Below are 17365 nucleotides of genomic sequence, written 5' to 3' on the forward strand. Positions count from 1 at the left end.
ACGCGTTGTTAGCCTTTGCGCTTAGCCGAGTCTAGGCCGCTCTCGGCGGCGCTCGCGCGTCAGGCTTCGGGCAGCCCTATTGCCGCACCCCCGTGGGGGCGGCCCCTCAATTGGCGGGCTTCTTCTTTTTCTTCTTCGTGTTCCCCCGGTTCATCTCGAAGCGCATATCCCGCCCGCTCCGGCAGTCGGCCTGCAAGGAAACTACCTCCACGGTCTCGGCGAAGGCATTGAGCCCTTCTTGGGGCGGGGCAACCTGTCCAATATGGCGGTTGTCGCAGATCTCCGTCGATCTGACGTGCGGCGCATTCTCGATGAGAATTGGCCGACCCTCCTCAAACACGTTGCGGACGATCTCGACGTCGGCGGTGTAACCACGCTTGCCGGCGATCATGACACCACCGCCGGCATTGTTGATGAACCGCGAATGCTCGATGCGGACGTTGACGACCTTCTGCTCCGGACGGTCCGGCTCGATATCGATACCGGCGCTCGGGCGTGTGCCGCGCGTCTGTTCGAATACGGAGTCTGTCACCAGCAAACGATTGGCTTCGACGATGGAAAGCCCTTGGCGGCGGTTGTGGGTGGCGACGACCGAGCAGAACGCGACATCGGTGGCGCCCTCGACATAGAAGCCATCGCCCCACATCTCCTCGGCGGTGACGCCCACGATAGACACACGCTTGACCTCGGGGCCGATGCGGATGCCCATGCCCCATTCGCCCGCCTTGCCATCGTGCTCGCCGCGATCGCCTAGCAACGTCCCGCCAATCACGTTCACATCGGTGGCTTTGCCAATCTTCAGCACCGAGTACGACCGGGCACGGTTGGGAATGACCTTAAGAACAGCGCCGTCCGCTAGCTTGAGGGTCATCTTACTGCGCAGGCGAAGGCGACCTTTGCCGGTCGCGCGTACCATGTAGACCCCATTGGGCACATAGACGGTGCCGCCGGTGCCGGCGATCTCGTTGATCGCCTTCTGAATGGTCCCCGTGTCGTTCTCCTTGCCGTCGCCCTTGGCGCCCATGTGTTTGACATTCACCACCTGGGCTGAGGTCGGCTTGGCGTTGCAACCCTCAAAGGCGTGCGAGCTCGGCACCGCGACAAATAGAGCAAGCGCTGAAATCAGCGATGAGAGGAGGACTGAAGAGCGAAAGATCATGTTTGAAAGAGTTCCTTAAGCGCCGCGCCGGGCTGATATGACGTCTTACCATGACCAAAAAGTGGAGCGCGCGTAACACGCCCACTCGTCGTGAGGCCGTTGCAACTCCGGTCCCATATCGCGAGCGAGCGCTTCCGGATGCCCGGATATGCCTCAGCTTAGCCCCAGTTTGCTGCTCAATCGGAAGATACATGCGCCGCTTGCTTTGCTGCTTCCTTCAAATCAGCGCTGGCGCGCTGGGCTGTTTTCGCCAAAGACGAGTGTGATGGCAGAGGTGACTATAATGCAGGTTGTGCCGCGGCTGGATACCGGCGGCACCGAGCAATCTGCCGTAGAGATCGCCGAGGCGATTATCCGCGCCGGCGCGAACGCTCTCGTTGCCACCGAAGGGGGACGCCTAGCAGCTGATGTCAGGAGCGCGGGCGGGGAAGTCATCAAACTGCCTATGGCGAGCAAGAACCCGCTCACCATTCTGGCCAACGCACGCGCCTTGGCAGCTCTCGTCAGCGAGCGCGACATTTCGTTGCTCCACGCGCGTAGCCGGGCGCCGGCGTGGAGCGCTCTGCTGGCCGCGCGCTGGACTGGGAGGCCGTTCGTCACCACTTATCATGGCACCTACGGCAAGCCCGGTCCGGTGAAGGCGGTCTATAACAGCGTCATGGGGCGAGGCGACCGCGTCATCGCTAACTCATGCTACACTGCAAACCTCATCGCTTCGCGCCACGAGGGGGCGCAGCCGCGCATACGCACCATCTTGCGCGGCCTAGATAGCGCGATCTTCGATCCGTTCGTAGTGCCACCGGGATCCGTGACCCGATTAAGGGAAAGCTGGCACGTGCCGCCGGGCACCAAGATCGTGCTCCATGCCGCGCGGCTCGCCGGCTCCAAGGGCCAGCGGCAAGCCATCGAGGCGGTGCGGTGCCTCAACGATGAAGGCTCATTCGAAGGCGCAATCTTGATACTCGCCGGCGATGGGACAAACCAAACCTACCGGATTGAGCTTGCCGATCTCATCGCTCGTTACGGCCTGGGGGATAAGGTGCGGCTCGTAGGCCATTGCAGCGATATGCCGGTGGCTTTCCTCGCTTCCAATACCGCGCTTATACCATCGATGGTCGGAGAAGCTTTTGGCAGGACCAGCATCGAGGCCCAGGCAATGGGTTGTCCGGTCATCGTGTCGGATGCCGGCGGGCTGCCGGAGACTATCGTCGATGCTGCAAGCGATCCAAACGGGTTCACTGGCTGGATGATCAAGCCGGGTAATACCGCAGCGCTCGCCGAGCGCATAAAGCAGTCGCTCAACCTCCAGTCAGTAGAGCGACTGGCGATCGGCGCGCGCGCACGCGCATGGGTCACTACCAAGTTTGTCTTGGGCCAAATGCAAGCAAAGACACTTGCTGTTTATGACGAACTTCTCGGCACGCGACTGGCCGCGAACTTCTCGTGTCCACCGCGCTACGCCGCAGCGCCGACGACGGAGATCAGTGTGAGCGACAGACATGAGCAGCCGAGTTCATGGGGATGACGACCGCCGCCGCCATGCGGGTGTGGCTCGAGTTTCTGAATTGCGCTTAAGGCGATGCGTATTGCCTTCATAATTCCGAATCTCGGCATTGGCGGCGCAGAGCGGGTCGCAAGCCTGCTTTGCAATGAATGGGTGGGCGTTGGGCACACGGTCACGGCGATCACCTTTGAACCGCAAGGGGCCGACCGGCCTATGCCCTCGACAAGGCTGTTACGCTCCGACAGATCGACGCGGCCTATGTGAAGGGGAGCTGTCGGACGAGGGATTGCGGGCAAGCTATGCGGACAAGGGGCGAGAAGCCGTCGCCGCGCTTGATGCCGGCGTGGTCGCTGACCGCTGGCTTACACTTTTCGAGGCTTTGAATAGGCGTTGAATGCCGAGTTTCCGCGGCTCCTCTCGCGCGCGAAGTCGACGTTTCAGCTTTCCCGCCTGTCACTCGGTTCCAGCGGCGCAAGTGGGGCGTGGGCGGAGTGTGCCAAGCCGTCAGGTGGGGGAGCTGCCTACCGAGGCGTGAACGTCGGCCAACGGGATGAAACTTCAAGCTCCGTCTACCCAACTGGGCTTGCGCAGGGAGAGCCATTCCATGCCTGCCCAGGGGTCTCCCCGCACGTGGTACTCAAGTTCGATCACTCTCCCCCGTAGCACTCGCTGCTTAATTGCGGTGTAGCCCGTAATATTACGGACAGTCGCACGCTCGACGATCCCCTCTACGGTCAACCTTCCGATCTCAATCCCGGTGAGGAATTCAAGTTGCTCCGCCTTCCATTGGTCGAGCGTCCCTTGATTGACACCGAAGAAGAAGGCGAGGTCCGCGTCATCGAGACCAAGTTGCGACAATCTCTCAGCCTGCTGCGCGTACTCGGCGCAATATTGGACCTGGCCGTTTTCCTGGCTGGGTGTCTTGTCTTCGGGGCGCATGGACATTTTTCCTAGTGGCTGTGTGGGTGGCACGGCGACGCTCTTAGGCAGCGCGGAGGGCGCGGCCCTGACCCTCCTGATCGACACGCCGCAGATCGGCCAATGTTCGCAGCGTCTTCTCCGCCACAGTCATGAGCGTTATCTCCTGTCGCCCCAACTTCCTAAATGCGTCACCGTACTGGGCGTCTTGTATCAGTGCCTCCCCAACCGCAGCCAACTCCGGAGATGCGCCCTCTTCGGCACGCCTCCGCATCCGACCCAGTTGACGGCAATGGCGTTTTCGGGCCTCAAGAACTGCGGCCTCAAAGAGCGGGACGCGCCGGAGCCGCCAGTAGGTAACTGCGAGGCGCTCCACCAACTCGTCCTCCAAGACGCACTGCGGCTGGAACCGCTCCTGTAGCGCCGCACGCAGACTATCGAAGTCGTCTGCGTGCTCACCCGCGAGGACGAGCGTCGCCGCCGTCAGGCCGTGCTTCACCGCATTCATCCGGGAGCGCTGCTTGCCCGCTGCAGTCTTGGGGCCGCTGCTCTTGGTGGCGTTGGCTCGGTTCGCATTGAATTGCTTAATCGACGTCATGGTGTCCCCTAGGGCGAAGCCGCCCGTAAACTCGTTGGAGCCCCTCAATCTCCCTGAGGGCCTGATATTGGAAAATTGTAAGCACGCCCGCGATTCGCACAACACGCCATGAGTGCCTGTCTAACGAAATTTTTAGGGGGATCTCGCGGGTGTACGTCAGGGGTCGGCGATCCATCCCGACGCTATCACCGAGACGCGCTACTCCGCCCACAATCCCCAGGTGTAGAGGCCGTAGAGCACAAACACGAACACCATCGCGATTAGCCCCATATAAGTGCCGAGTCCATTCTCCTCGGCCCTTCGCTCCTTCTGCGCAATTTTAGCGAAGCAGTACACTAGGGTCACAGTCAGGATATTCGCCGTTAGAGTGGGAGCCATCGTGTAGAAGAAGGCCATTGTTCCGCTCATGGTATTTTGTCCCATTCTACTGCTGCACGTCTTGAGGTTCGCTACTTGGGCTACTCGCTGGCTCCGGAGGCAGCGGCCTAAGCTCTCGGCTCTCACGCCACAGAGTGGCCGCAACTTTCAGGGGCTCGACATTTCTGTCTACCCACCACTGCTGCTCCCGCCCAGTCTTGTGGACTTCGTTGTGGTGGATGGCGCATAGGGGGACTGTGAATTCGTCGCTCACCTTCAGGCCGAGCCCCCGCACTTGCGCGTGGCGTAGGTGGTGCGCGTGAGAGGGGGAGCGTCCGCAGATGACACAGGGGTGCCGCGCAACGAAGCGCAGGTGCTCCCTGCACCGGATACGCTTCAGCTCACCTATCGCGAGTGCACTCTTATCGACTTTGACACGCGGACCGAAGTCGCCAGAAGTCGCCTCCTTACTTTGATGCGGCGTGGCTCCGTGGGCTGGCGGTGTCGCTAAGGTGGCTGCGCAGCGCTTGAGGTGCTCAGCGAGTTGCGGCGCTAAGCCAGATTTCGGGAGGTGGTCTTGCTTCAGTGCCTTATTGATGTCGCGGACGGCTTCAACATTGAGCTCCCAGATGGCAAATAGCGCATCGATGTTACGGGCTTCGCTCATTAATGTCCGCAGCGCATCCGCGTACTCGCTCGGCTTGTCGAAGTTCGCGCCCGTTGATCCCGGTGTCCGCAAAACCCACTTCTCGCCGAGTTGAGCCTTCCCCTTTCGTGGCTTCCGGACGCCGCATTGCTCGCGGTCGTAGAGTGGGAGGCCGAAGGGATTGCCGAAGGTGACAAGAGCGCGCTTGGTTGCGTCAGTCTCGGCACTCTTCAAGGCGAGTTCGTGCGCCACGCCGCGCGTCAGACCTCTGCCTTCGCCGGAGCCTGACCCGTCCCGAACAATTGTTGCCTCACCTGCGCGTACGCTGATGCGCACCCTCGCACTGTAGGCCGCCACGAAGAACTCACCGCTCGCGCCACTCCAGATGCAGCTGGTGGCTAGCGTCCTCCGATCCCAGGCGTCGTGCCCGAAGATGCGGTTCGCTTCGGCGATAACGTGCCACCCCTCGACGTAGTGGAGTTCGGCGCCGTTGACCTTGCGTGTCCTAACGTACTTCGGGTCAAGCTTCGCGTTGAGTTGGCGGATTTGTGTGTCGCTGAGTGGCATCACTTGGTCCTCACGGTCAGAACAGGTTTCGGGTTACTGAGTTGCGCACCCTCGATCGCGGCGCCGCACTTGAGCTCGCCCAGGATTGCTTGACGGTCGAGCTTCGGCGGCTGTGGTATCCAGTAGGCTGGGGGGATGGCCCCCTCGGTGACCACTACGAGAGACGGCGTCCCCGGCCGCGTGGAGGCGGTAAAGTCGGGCTGGGCGATCTTCGAGAGGCCGACTTCGGCCATCGCCTCCAGAGCGAGTTCCCGCTTCCTCTTGAAGCGCAGCTCGAGGCGGGTGAGGCGCTCCCTCATCTCATCAAGGCGGCCGCGGAGGCCGGCGTGGAGGGCCTCATCCACTAGCGCGGAGCGGATGACGGCGGTTATCATCTCGGGGAGGTCGCTGATTCCCTCTAACGTGTCGGCGAGGGTCTCCTCGTCTAAGTCCGCGTAATCTTTTAGGAGCTGCTGCTTCAGCAGCTGATATTTAGGTAGTTCAGTGGTGAAGGGCTGTCGGCGCATGCATGCTACCTCCATGGTCTATGTTGACCAATTTAGTAGCATAGTTGATACTCTTAGTCAAAGGCCTTAGCAATGATTGGGGCTCCACAGATTAGGGCCGCCCGCGCGCTGCTGAATATCAGCCAGTCCGATCTCGCCGATTCGGCGTCAGTAAGCCCCGCAACGATTAAGCGTCTTGAAGCTGCCTCAGAAGTGAGGGGTACCGCCGAGAGCCTCTGGAAAGTTGAGAAGGCCCTTGAGGAGTTGGGCGTGGAATTCATTGCCGCTGAAAGTGACCGAGGTCCGGGGGTTCGCCTGCGAGTCACTGCGGCGGAGTAGGCGGTGAGGCATCTACTACTTAACTCTGGTGTCGCTTTGCAAAACGAAGCCAATCCGCGAACTTCGGCTCGGAGGCGATGTCGGTGACATCCCATGGCGAACCACGCCGGATCCACCGGAGACTAGATGCGTGAAGTGGCATCAGGCCCGGAGCGGCTAAAGCTCCGGCTTGTCCTCGAGACGCCCGTAGCGATCGTCCATCCGGACGATATCGTCCTCGCCGAGATAGCAGCCCGATTGCACCTCGATGATGCTCAGGGGCACCTTCCCGGGGTTCTCGAGGCGGTGGGGTGTGCCGATGGGGATATAGGTCGACTCGTTCTCGCTGAGCAGCAGCTCGCGGTTGCCGAGCACCACCCGCGCGGTACCCTTCACGACGACCCAATGCTCGGCTCGGTGGTGATGCATTTGTAGCGACAGGGATGCGCCCGGCTTCACCATGAGATGCTTGACCTGGTAGCGGTCGCCCGCCTCGATGGACTCGTAGAAGCCCCACGGGCGATGCACGCGGGCGTGGGTGTCGTGCTCGGTGCGACCGAGGTCCTTCAGTTCGGAAACGAGGCTTCGGATGTCCTGGACTCGACCCTTGTCGGCGATGAGGACGGCATCGCCGGTGTCGACGATCACGAGATCCTTCACACCCAGCGTGGTGACGAGCCGGCCATTGCCGCGGATGTAGGTTTCCTCGGTATCGACGGCGAGGACGTCGCCGCTGATGACGTTGCCTGAGTCATCCTTGTCGCCGAGCTCCCATAGGGCATTCCACGAGCCGACGTCGCTCCAACCGATGTCGAGCGGCAGGACCACGGCTTTCGTGGTGCGTTCCATCACGGCGGTGTCGATCGGCGCGGACGGGCAAGCCTCGAAGGCAGGCCGGTCGAGACGCAAGAAGTCGAGGTCCTTGAAGCTTCCGGCGACCGCGCTAGCGCTCTTGGCGAGTATCTCAGGGCAATGGGTCTGCATCTCGGTAGCCAGCACGTCGGCGCGGCACATGAAGATGCCGCTGTTCCAGTCGTAGCCGCCTTGGGCGAGAAACGACTCAGCCCGCGCCAAGTCCGGCTTCTCGCAGAACTGCGCGACGGCGAAAGCGCCGCCATCGATGGCATCACCGCGTTTGATGTAGCCGTAGCCTGTCTCGGGCGCTCGCGGCGTGATCCCGAAAGTGACGATATGGCCGCTTTGCGCAAGCACGGCCCCGGCCTTGACAGCGGTCCTGAAGCCTTCGGCATCGGTGATGTGATGGTCGGCTGGCAGCAGAAGCAAGATTCCCGTCGCGTCGAGATCGCCAACGATCTTGGCGGCGACCGCGGCGGCGGCGGCGGTATTGCGACCGACAGGCTCCAGGACATGGGCGGTCGGCGTGATGCCGAGCTCCTGGAGTTGGGCCGCGATCATGAAGCGGTGGTCGGCGTTGGAAATCACCAGCGGTGGCGCGATGCCGTCCGCATCTCCAAGGCGGAGTACGGTCTCCTGCAACAGCGAGCGCTCCGACATGAACGGCATCAGCTGCTTGGGCATTTGCGCGCGGGACACGGGCCACAGGCGCGAGCCGGTGCCGCCGGAAAGAACCACTGGATAGATGACGCTCATGACGCAGAACCGCGGTTAACAAGCAGGCTTAACGGACCCCAGGAGGCGGCCGAGGGCCGATCTCCCCGTCAACTAAAGCATGGATCGGGCCAACACGGACAGGGCGCCCGTTCAAGCTGGGTTCAGGTAGCGGCGTTCACTATCGCGCTTGAGATGGTCTCCCGATTGCCAGGCTTTGGCCGCGCTACGGCCGAAGCGGTGGAGGAGACTTGGTTAATTCCCCGCGGGCGTTGAACGCGGATTTGGAGGTCACGATGAGACAAGTTCGCGCGATGAGACAGCTGGCGATGTCTGGCCTGTTCGCCTGATGGCTTTCGCGGTGGCAATGTCCCTCCCTGGGACAGCCAAGGTTGGCCTCGGCGGTCCGGCCATGGCGCAGGCCGGTTTCGCCATTGAAGAGTTCTATGACGAGCTCGCGCCTTATGGCGAGTGGGTCGCCCACCCCAGCTACGGCTATGTGTGGCTGCCGCGCACCGTGGCGCCGGACTGGCGGCCCTACACGGTCGGTCAATGGGTCTCCACCGACGAGTATGGCTGGTACTGGGATTCCTATGAGCCGTTCGCCTGGGCCGTCTATCACTACGGCCGCTGGGGGTTCGAACCAACTTATGGCTGGTATTGGGTCCCGGGGGACACGTGGGCGCCGGCCTGGGTGCAGTGGCGCTACGGCGACGAGTATGTCGGGTGGGCGCCCGAAGCTCCGGCCCCATATGGCGGCTACGCCTATGGTGGGCAGGTGGGCTATGCGCCGCCGCCGCAAGCTGCGTGGGTCTTTGTCAGACCGGGTCACCTAACGGCCCCCGCCGTGCGCAGCTACGCCCTGCCGCGGAACAGCATCTCGATCGCCTTCAGCCGCACGACGAATGTGTACCGGCCCGAGTTCCGCAATGGTGCCGTCTACAATTACGGCATGCCGCGCGACCGCTGGTCGCGCGTCACGCGCCAGCGCATCGAGCCGCGCAAGGTCTATCGCGGCGATCGCAGGGATGCGCCTTATGGCTGGAACAAGGGACGGGGTCGGGACCTCTATGTCTACGCGCCCGGCGTGAGGAAGGGTGCCAAGCCAAGAAAGCCGCCGAAGAAGGTCTCCTCCAAGCCGTCCAAGAAGTCGGCGAACGCGCGTCCCAAGCAAACGAGACTTTCCGTTCAGCCGCCGGACCGCAGCGCTTACCGCCCACCTATCGGCGCCTATCAAAATAACTGGCGGCCGGGGCCGCAGCCGCCGAGGGATCGCTTCGACAGCGGTGGCTCAAAGCCCAAGTCGGCCAAGCCCAAGTCGGCCAAGCCCAAGTCGGCCAAGCCCAAGTCGGCCAAGCAGAAATCGGGCAACAAGCCGGAGGCCAAGGCAAAATCCGGTTCTGGCAAGCCCAAGTCGGCGAAGGCAAAATCCGGCTCCAAATCCAAGGCCGACAAGTCGAAGGCCGCCAAGCCCAACGCCGCCAAGCCCAACGCCGCCAAGTCCAAGGCTGCGAAAGAGAAGGCCGCAAAGGCGAGGGCGGCGAGGGCCAAAGCAGCGAAGCAGAAGGCGGCCAATGCCAAGGCCGCCAAAGCCAAAGCCGCGAAGGCCAAGGCTTCCAAGACGAAGACGGCCAACGCAAAGCCCGGTAACGGCCGCGGTGGCTCGGGTGGTCAGGGTCATCATGGCGATGGTCAGGGCAAAGGCGGCGGCAAGGGTGGCGGAAAAGGCAAAGGCGGGGGTGATCGGGCCGCCGCTTGCAAGGCAAATCCCGACTTGCCGTTCTGCAGGCGCGGCGGCTAGGCGTCGACCTTGATTTTGCGCAAGGCGCCTGGGACCGCGCGCGCGTAAGAGGAAGTGGTCTGCAACAGGGAATCGCCGCATGCCGTCAATCGCTCTTAAGTGGATTGTCGCCGTCGTGGTCGTGGCGACGGCGCTTGCCGGGCCGACGGCGCGCTGGCCAAGGATTGCCCGTACACGCCCGTCCCGGGCAGCGCCGAGCGCAAGGCCATCATGGATGCACTGCGCGAGCCGGTGATGGCCGAGCTCAAGCAGCGCGTCATCTTCGTGGTGAAACAGCTCAAGGTCTGTGGCAACTGGGCCTTTATTGAAGCGGACCCGAAGCAACCCGGCGGGCGGCCAGTCGACTGGAACATCGGCGCTTATGCCGATGCGGTCGCCGACGATATGTGTGGCGGCTATGTCCACGCGCTGCTGGTCAAGAGTGACGGACGCTGGCGGGTGCGCGAGCAGGTAATCTGTGCCACGGACGTGCCGTGGGTCGACTGGGCGCAGCAATTCGGCGCGCCGACCGCGCTCTTCCCGCAGTTCGACTGACCACCCTTCGCGCGCGAAGCTGACGCAAATCAATTCGCGCCGGCGCGGTTCGCGCTAGACAGGCATAAACCTCAATTCTGGAAAGGAACGCTCAGTGCTCAGGATTCTCGGTTTTGCGTTGCTGCTCGGTGTTCCCTATGTGGGCTCTCTACCCGCGGCAGCCTGGATGAAGGATGAAGGAGGCCACGACGAGGTTCGTTGAGCTTAAGCGAGGCGTCAATCAGGAGAACGAGCATGCGTCTGCATATTCTTGCAATTGCCGCGGCCTTCGCCATGGCGACCGCCGGCCAATCCCATGCCGCCGACTGTAGCGCGGAACAAGATGCCTACCATGAATGGCGCGCGGCGCATTCGGGTGAGGGCCCCGATCCGAACGATAAGTGCGCAATGTGGTCTTGGTGCATGGAGGTCAACGGTGAGAAGATGGCCTTGATCTCATGTCAGTGCGAAGGCAACCCGGAGTGCGTCAAGCACAACAAAGAGAAGTGTGGACAGAAACCCCCGGGGTGTTGAGGCTAAACGCGGCGCGGCTGAGATCAGTCGCACCGCACCCACACTTCATGGCGTTCGGGTGAGCGCTTCCCGGTCGGCCCGACATATTGGAACCAAAGATCCGCGTATCCAGGCTTTGTGCAGGTAATGCGGAATTTGAACGGCGCCGGTGCGCCGACCATGCCCGGCCGCTTCTTGCGGCCGTCCGTGTAGCCGAGCGACTTAAGCTCGATCAGGTCGAGACCGGTTGAGGCCGCGGCGTCGAGTTGCCAAGTGTAGCCTGTCGAGGGGTTGCCCTCGAACTGGAACTCCCAGGAGTTTCCTAGCCGCAAGTTACGTTGGGTCTTGGCGTCGGCGGGCATGCTCGCCGTCACGATGAGCCCCAAGGCAATGAAAGTAGCTGCGCGTCTCATCAGCGCCCCCTCCGGCAAGATTCGGTGAATGTCCTGTCCCCGCAGACCGCCTTGACCTTCCAGCCGTTGAACGCGGGCTCGTTGATGAGGTCCTGGCAGGTGTCGACGACGGGGTTGTGGTCGGTGCTCTTGTTCCAGCAATACTGCCAGCCGCTCCCCGGATTGTCGTTCCATATGTAAACGCGGCATCGCGGGCCTCGGGAACCTGCAAGTGGATCGTGTACCGCCAGGACGCGTTGAACTCCGTCCCCACCTTTTGAACGGTGCAGCCGGAGATCCCGTCTCGTGCAAACGCAGAAGCAGAGAGCAAGATGCCCGCCATCGCCGCAACAGCGAACAGCAGACGACGCGCTGGGAGAAAGCGTATTGGGGTCATTACCGCCTCCAGCAGAACGATTGTGTTGCCCTGGCAGGTTGGCGCAGAACCGGGGCCCCGGGCACTGATCTGAATCAAGCCGGACGCTGCAAACACGAGACCTGTGTGCGGCTAAGGCTCGCGGCGGCAATAGGCCATGAAGGACTGGCCGCCGCAAACCGCCTTGGCTTTCCAGTCGACGAAGTCTGGTCGTCGAGCGGCTCATCGCACGTGGCCGAGACGGGGCTCTGGGAAGCATCCTTGAGCCAGCAATATTTCCACGACTTACGGTCGAGATCCTCACTCACATAGACGCGGCAATGGCCACCTTGCGGAACGATCAGCTCGACCGTGTAGCGCCAGATGCGCTTTCCATCAGCCTCGGCCTCCGCGATGCTGCAGCCGGAAACACCATCTCGCGCCGACGATGCTTGCGCAATCAGCATGGTTGCGGCGATGGCGAGAGCGCCGACACAAGAGCGCCAGGCGGCGCTGGCCGTGGTTGCGTTCATCGTCTCGTTGCCTCCGATCGACATTTGTTGTCCTGAGCTTTCTGGCGCCAAGGTGTGCCGGTTTTGGGGCGGTATCAAGCGCAGTCCTCAAGGCTTTGTTGTGGACAGGCACCGATGGCGATTGCGGCTTGCCTCGCCAGCCCCGTGGGCTAGCATCACGGGCAAATTGCTCAGGACGGAGCACGAGAGGGGTGGGGATGAGACGGACTTGCATCGTGGCGGGCTTCAAGCTGAGCGGAATCGCCCTCCTTGTCCCCTTGTTCCTAAGCGCTTGCGATAGCGGCGAGACCACGAGCGGCGCGGATAAACCTCTGCCGAGCGTGGTCGTCGAGGCCGTGACTGCCAAGGACGTGGCGAGTCAGGTGGATTTCGTCGGTCGCACGGAAGCGTCCCAACGGGTCGATGTGCGGGCGCGGGTGAGTGGCACGCTGCTGAAGCGACCGTTCGAGGAGGGCGCCGAGGTCAAGGAAGGCGCCGTGCTCTTCGAGATCGATCCAGCCGAGTTCAACGCGGACCTTTTGTCCGCCGAAGCCAAGCTCGCCAAGGCGCAAGCGAGTCTCGACGAGAATGATCGAAGTCTGGCGCGTTACGAGGTGTTGCTCAAACGCGAGGCGGCGAGCGAAGCCCAATACGACATCGCCAAGTCCAAGGCTGATCAGTCGCGGGCCGACGTGACGGCGGCGCAAGCAGATGTCGAGCGCGCCAAGCTCGATCTTAGCTACGCCACCATTACATCGCCCATCAATGGACGGAGCGGCATCTCCGATGTCGATGTGGGCAATATCATCGGCCCCGACAGCGGCGTGCTGGTGACGGTCCTCGATCTCGATCCGATGTATGTGCTCTTCTCGGTGGGCGAGCGCGACTATCTGAACTTCATGGAGGCCAAGAAGAACGGCAAGGCAGCGGAGTTCACGCCGCAGATCCGGCTCGCCAACGACAAGCTCTATGAGTTCCCGGGCAAGGTCGAGGTGATCGACAACAAGGTCGATCCGGCGACGGGCACGATCAACGTCCGCCTGACCTTTCCCAATCCCGACCGCATTTTGGTGCCGGGTCAATATGTGAGCGTGCTGCTTACGGGAGCCAATCCCGAAAAGCACATCGTCATTCCGCAAGCCGCCGTTCAAGAGAATCAAGCTGGACCGTTCGTGCTGATTGTCGATGGGGACGGCCGCGTGGAGGCGCGACCGGTCAAGACGGGCGAAAGGGTCGATGACGGCGTGGTCGTTCTGGATGGCCTCGCCGTGGGTGAGACGCTGGTGGTCGAGGGCATCCAGAAAGTGCGGCCCGGCGCCGAAGTGCAGACGGCATACCGCACGCCGGCCGAGGAGCCGGCGGTGGTCGAGCCGCAGCCCGGGCAGCAAACCGAGTTCGAGGATGAGTCCGTGGACGAGCCGCAGACAGAGCCGGCGTCCGATCCGCAGGTCGAGCCCTAGGTCATGCTCAGCGCCTTTTTCATCACCCGCCCGAAATTCGCGTTCGTCATCGCCATCGTGACGATCATCGCCGGTCTATTGGCCATGAGCGCGCTGCCGGTAGCGGAATATCCCGAGCTCACGCCACCTCAAGTCCAGGTTTCGGCAAAATATCCCGGCGCCGACGCCAAGGTGGTCGCGGAGACCGTCGCGGCGGTGGTCGAGGGCGAGGTCAACGGGGTGGAGGGCATGACCTACATGTCCTCCAAGAGCTCAAATGACGGCAGCTACACGCTGACGGTGACCTTCTCCATCGAGACCGATCCCGATACAGCCCAGGTCAACGTCCAGAACCGGGTGGCGCAGGCCTCGCCCAAGCTTCCCGAAGAGGTCAAGCGGCAGGGCGTCACCACGGAGAAGAAGTCGACCAGTATGCTGATGGTGGCCTCGGTCTACTCGCCACAGGGCACCTATGACGACATTTTCCTCTCGAATTATTCGAGCATCAACCTGCGCGACACGCTGGCCCGGGTCGACGGCGTCGCCTCGGTCGATATTCTGGGCGCGCGCGACTACGGCATGCGCATCTGGCTCGAGCCGGACCGGCTGACGGCGCTCGGCCTCACAGCGAGCGATGTCATCGCTTCCATCCGCGACCAGAATATTCAGGCCTCTCCCGGGGCCATCGGCCAGCAGCCGGCGCCCGCTTCCCAACAGTTCCAGTACACGCTGACGGCTCAAGGCAGACTCCAGAATGTCAGCCAATTCGAGGACATCATCCTCGTGGCCAACTCGAACGGGTCGGTGGTTAAGCTCAAGGACGTGGCGCGGGTCGAATTGGGCGCGGAAAATTATGGCTGGTTCGGGCAACTGAACGGTCAACCGGCGGCGCTGCTCGCGGTCTACCAATTGCCGGACGCCAACGCGCTCGATGTCGCCAACCGCGTCAAGGCCGAGATGGATCGGCTCGCCAAGCGCTTTCCACCCGATCTCACCTATCAGGTGACCTACGACACGACGCTCTATGTCGAGACGTCGATTCGTGAAGTGGCGATCACCCTGCTGCAGGCGCTGGGTCTCGTCGTGCTCGTCGTCTACATCTTCCTGCAAGACTGGCGGTCGACGTTGATCCCGGCCATTGCCATCCCCGTGTCGCTCATCGGCACGTTCGCGGCGCTTCTGGCACTCGGCTTCACCATCAACACGATCAGCCTATTCGGGCTCATCCTCGCCATCGGCGTCGTGGTCGACGACGCCATCGTCGTGGTGGAGAATGTCCAACGTCATATGGCCGAAGGCATGACGCCACCCGACGCCACACGCAAAGCCATGGAAGAGGTGACCGCACCGGTCATCGCCACCACGCTCGTGCTGCTTGCCGTGTTCGTGCCAGTCGCCTTCACGCCGGGTCTGACGGGGCGCTTGTTCGAGCAGTTTGCGGCCACGATCGCGATCGCGGTGTCGCTATCTTCGATCAACGCACTGACGCTGAGCCCGGCTCTGTGCGCCACGCTTCTGAGGCCACCGCGCCAGGCGCGGCGCGGCCCGCTCGCATGGTTCGAGGCCGGCCTCACCCGCACCCGCAACGGCTATAACGTTGCGGTGCGCTCGCTGATCCGGCGCACGGTCGTGGGGCTGATTTTGGTCGCAGCCGTGTTTGGGGCAACCGCCTTCATCGGCATGTCGCTACCGACGGGCTTCATTCCGCCGGAGGATCGCGGCGCGTTCTTCGTGGATGTTCGACTCCCCGATGGGGCGGCTCTGCCGCGCACGGCGGCGGTGCTCGCCGAGGTCGAGCAAATCTTGGAAAACACCGACGGCGTCGCCAATGTCATCTCGGTCGGCGGCTATAGCATGTTGCAAGGGACGGTGGTGCCGAACGGCGCCTTCGTGATCGCCGTGCTGAAGCCGTGGGACGAGCGCACGACGCCACAAGTGTCTTTGCGTGGAATCATGCAGGAGGTGGCGCCGGAGTTCGCCGCTATCTCCCGGGCTGTCATCATCCCCTTCGTGCCGCCACCGATTCCGGGACTAGGCAGCACCGGCGGCTTCGAATTTGTACTGCAGGATACGGAGAGCCGATCGCCGCAATCGCTGTCCGCCGTGCTCAATGGCTTCATATTCGCCGCCAATGGCCGACCCGAGCTCACTGGCGTGTTCAGCACGTTCGGCGCCAACTCACCGCAACTCTTCATCGACGTCAATCGTGAGCTGGCCAAGACCAAGGGCGTCGGCATCGAAGATATCTTCACGGTGCTCAACGCCAATATCGGCTCCTACTACGTGAACGACTTCAACAAGTTCGGGCGGGTCTATCGCGTCTATGTGCAGGCGGAGGCCGACCGCCGCTCAAAGCCTGCCGATATCGGCAAGCTCTATGTGCGTTCGGCCGACGGCGAGATGGTGCCTATGCGGACCCTGGTCACGGTCAAGTCGATCCTGGGGCCGGAGACCATCGAGCGGTACAACATGTTCCGCTCGGCTACGGTCAACGGCAATGCCGCGCCCGGCTTCAGCTCGGGCCAGGCAATCGCTGCCATGCAGGCGACTGCGGCGAGCGATCTGCCGGACGGGTACACCTATGAATGGACTGGGATGTCCTTCGAGGAGATCAAGGCGGGTGAGGCCGGTGGGGCCGTCTTCGTGCTGTCCATCATCTTCGCCTATCTCTTCCTCGTGGCGCAGTATGAAAGTTGGACGGTACCCATCTCGGTCATGCTGTCGGTGGTGTTCGCCGTGCTCGGCGCTGTTGCCGCGCTCAAGCTGACGGGTGTGGCGCTCAACACCTACGCGCAAGTGGGCCTCGTGCTCCTCATCGGTCTGGCGGCGAAGAACGCAATTCTCATCGTCGAGTTCGCCAAGGAATTGCGCGAGTCCGGCCGCTCGATCGTCGACTCCGCAGAGGAAGCTGCATCCTTACGCTTCCGGGCGGTGATGATGACGGCGCTGTCCTTTGTACTCGGTGTCTTGCCGCTGGTTCTGGCGACGGGAGCGGGCGCCGCGGCGCGTGTTTCCGTGGGTCTCACCGTATTCGGCGGCATGCTGCTCGCCACGATCCTCGGCGTCACCTTTGTGCCCTTCCTCTATGTCCAGTTTCAGCGTCTGCGAGAGGCGGCAAAGCGAAGGAAGGCTGAACCCGCCCCATCGCCGAAGGCGCAGCAGACATAGGCAGCCGACGGGGGCGTGCGGCTCGCCGCGCATGAGGAGGAAACGCGTGATCGCTCAGATCATCCTCGGTGCGACCATGATCGTGGTCACCACACTCATTCAAGGCGTCTTCACCGTGCTTGGTATCGAGCGTTTGCGCGATCACCTGTCGACAAGAACCACGAAGTCGATTGTGCGCTCGACGTTGAAGCTGGCCGTGTTCGTGCTGTGGCTGTTTCTCGCCACCATCGTCCAGGTGTGGGTATGGGCGATGCTCTATCTCGTGCTCGGAGCAATCGGCTCGCTCGAGAAGGCGGTCTATTTCTCGACCGTGACCTTCACCACGCTTGGCTTTGGCGACATCACCCTCGACGAGACATGGCGGCTTCTGTCCTCGTTTGAGGCGGCCAATGGGCTTTTGATGTTCGGCTGGTCGACGGCGTTGATCTTCGCCGCGGTGCAATGGGTCTATGCCGGCCGCAAACACGCTGCCGGCTAGAACAAGCCCAAGGCCGGCTAGAAGAAGCGTTCGAGGACGTAAATAGTGTCGCCGGGCTGGACGGGATAATCGG

Annotated in this window: 15 protein-coding genes; 7 read left to right on the forward strand and 8 right to left on the reverse strand. The window is 62.4% G+C overall.

Annotated elements, in window-relative coordinates; translation table 11 throughout:
• Positions 1-106: 106 nt before the first annotated feature.
• Positions 107-1159 (reverse strand): right-handed parallel beta-helix repeat-containing protein, encoded by a 1053-nt coding sequence (locus AUC69_RS09670; protein WP_083239286.1) that lies wholly within the window; start codon positions 1157-1159, stop codon positions 107-109.
• A gap of 265 nt (positions 1160-1424) precedes the next feature.
• Between AUC69_RS09670 and AUC69_RS09675 the strand changes: the two genes are divergently transcribed.
• Entirely contained in the window at positions 1425-2684 is a 1260-nt protein-coding gene (locus AUC69_RS09675) for a glycosyltransferase family 4 protein (protein WP_069441977.1), read from the forward strand.
• A 537-nt stretch (positions 2685-3221) separates the two neighbouring features.
• Here the strand turns inward: AUC69_RS09675 and AUC69_RS09680 are convergent.
• The 4 genes from AUC69_RS09680 to AUC69_RS09700 all read right to left on the reverse strand — a co-directional run bounded on the left by AUC69_RS09680 (position 3222) and on the right by AUC69_RS09700 (position 6255).
• A complete protein-coding gene (locus AUC69_RS09680) occupies positions 3222-3602 on the reverse strand; it encodes a hypothetical protein (RefSeq protein ID WP_141700718.1) in 381 nt (126 codons plus the stop codon).
• A 43-nt stretch (positions 3603-3645) separates the two neighbouring features.
• The gene (locus tag AUC69_RS09685) at positions 3646-4179 is read right to left on the reverse strand and encodes a hypothetical protein (protein ID WP_141700719.1); all 534 of its coding nucleotides are present in this window, start codon (positions 4177-4179) and stop codon (positions 3646-3648) included.
• A gap of 424 nt (positions 4180-4603) precedes the next feature.
• Positions 4604-5749: a Rad52/Rad22 family DNA repair protein gene (locus AUC69_RS09695; protein ID WP_069441981.1), complete on the reverse strand. Its 1146-nt coding sequence runs from the start codon at positions 5747-5749 to the stop codon at positions 4604-4606.
• The gene (locus AUC69_RS09700; protein WP_069441982.1) at positions 5749-6255 is read right to left on the reverse strand and encodes a siphovirus Gp157 family protein; all 507 of its coding nucleotides are present in this window, start codon (positions 6253-6255) and stop codon (positions 5749-5751) included. Before AUC69_RS09700 ends, AUC69_RS09695 begins: the two co-directional genes overlap by 1 nt.
• A 72-nt stretch (positions 6256-6327) precedes the next feature.
• Here AUC69_RS09700 and AUC69_RS09705 point away from each other — a divergent pair, with 72 nt between their 5' ends.
• A complete protein-coding gene (locus tag AUC69_RS09705; RefSeq protein ID WP_069441983.1) occupies positions 6328-6573 on the forward strand; it encodes a helix-turn-helix domain-containing protein in 246 nt (81 codons plus the stop codon).
• A 156-nt stretch (positions 6574-6729) separates the two neighbouring features.
• Here AUC69_RS09705 and AUC69_RS09710 read toward each other — a convergent pair whose 3' ends face one another.
• The gene (locus AUC69_RS09710; RefSeq protein WP_069441984.1) at positions 6730-8163 is read right to left on the reverse strand and encodes a mannose-1-phosphate guanylyltransferase/mannose-6-phosphate isomerase; all 1434 of its coding nucleotides are present in this window, start codon (positions 8161-8163) and stop codon (positions 6730-6732) included.
• 325 nt (positions 8164-8488) lie between these two features.
• Between AUC69_RS09710 and AUC69_RS09715 the strand changes: the two genes are divergently transcribed.
• Together AUC69_RS09715 and AUC69_RS09720 are read left to right on the forward strand one after the other, a co-directional pair.
• Positions 8489-9922, forward strand: a complete 1434-nt coding sequence (locus AUC69_RS09715; protein ID WP_244500195.1) for a DUF6600 domain-containing protein — start codon at positions 8489-8491, stop codon at positions 9920-9922.
• Between the two features lie 99 nt (positions 9923-10021).
• Positions 10022-10456, forward strand: coding sequence for a hypothetical protein (locus tag AUC69_RS09720; RefSeq protein WP_083239288.1), 435 nt, complete (start codon positions 10022-10024; stop codon positions 10454-10456).
• A 536-nt stretch (positions 10457-10992) separates the two neighbouring features.
• On the opposite strand, the gene AUC69_RS16280 is transcribed toward AUC69_RS09720, so the two are convergent.
• Together AUC69_RS16280 and AUC69_RS17055 are read right to left on the reverse strand one after the other, a co-directional pair.
• On the reverse strand, positions 10993-11361 hold the full coding sequence (locus AUC69_RS16280) for a protease inhibitor I42 family protein (protein ID WP_158008070.1): 369 nt from the start codon (positions 11359-11361) through the stop codon (positions 10993-10995).
• A gap of 450 nt (positions 11362-11811) precedes the next feature.
• Positions 11812-12228, reverse strand: a complete 417-nt coding sequence (locus tag AUC69_RS17055) for a hypothetical protein (RefSeq protein WP_158008071.1) — start codon at positions 12226-12228, stop codon at positions 11812-11814.
• A gap of 197 nt (positions 12229-12425) precedes the next feature.
• Between AUC69_RS17055 and AUC69_RS09735 the strand changes: the two genes are divergently transcribed.
• From AUC69_RS09735 to AUC69_RS09745, 3 genes are read left to right on the forward strand one after another with little or no spacing between them, the layout of a single operon-like run.
• The gene (locus AUC69_RS09735) at positions 12426-13667 is read left to right on the forward strand and encodes an efflux RND transporter periplasmic adaptor subunit (protein WP_069441988.1); all 1242 of its coding nucleotides are present in this window, start codon (positions 12426-12428) and stop codon (positions 13665-13667) included.
• 3 nt (positions 13668-13670) lie between these two features.
• Positions 13671-16814, forward strand: a complete 3144-nt coding sequence (locus AUC69_RS09740; RefSeq protein ID WP_069441989.1) for an efflux RND transporter permease subunit — start codon at positions 13671-13673, stop codon at positions 16812-16814.
• 46 nt (positions 16815-16860) lie between these two features.
• Entirely contained in the window at positions 16861-17292 is a 432-nt protein-coding gene (locus AUC69_RS09745; RefSeq protein ID WP_158008072.1) for a potassium channel family protein, read from the forward strand.
• The last annotated feature ends 73 nt before the right edge of the window (positions 17293-17365 follow it).

Origin of the sequence: Methyloceanibacter superfactus (genome assembly GCF_001723305.1) — a bacterium.
Lineage (GTDB): Bacteria > Pseudomonadota > Alphaproteobacteria > Rhizobiales > Methyloligellaceae > Methyloceanibacter > Methyloceanibacter superfactus.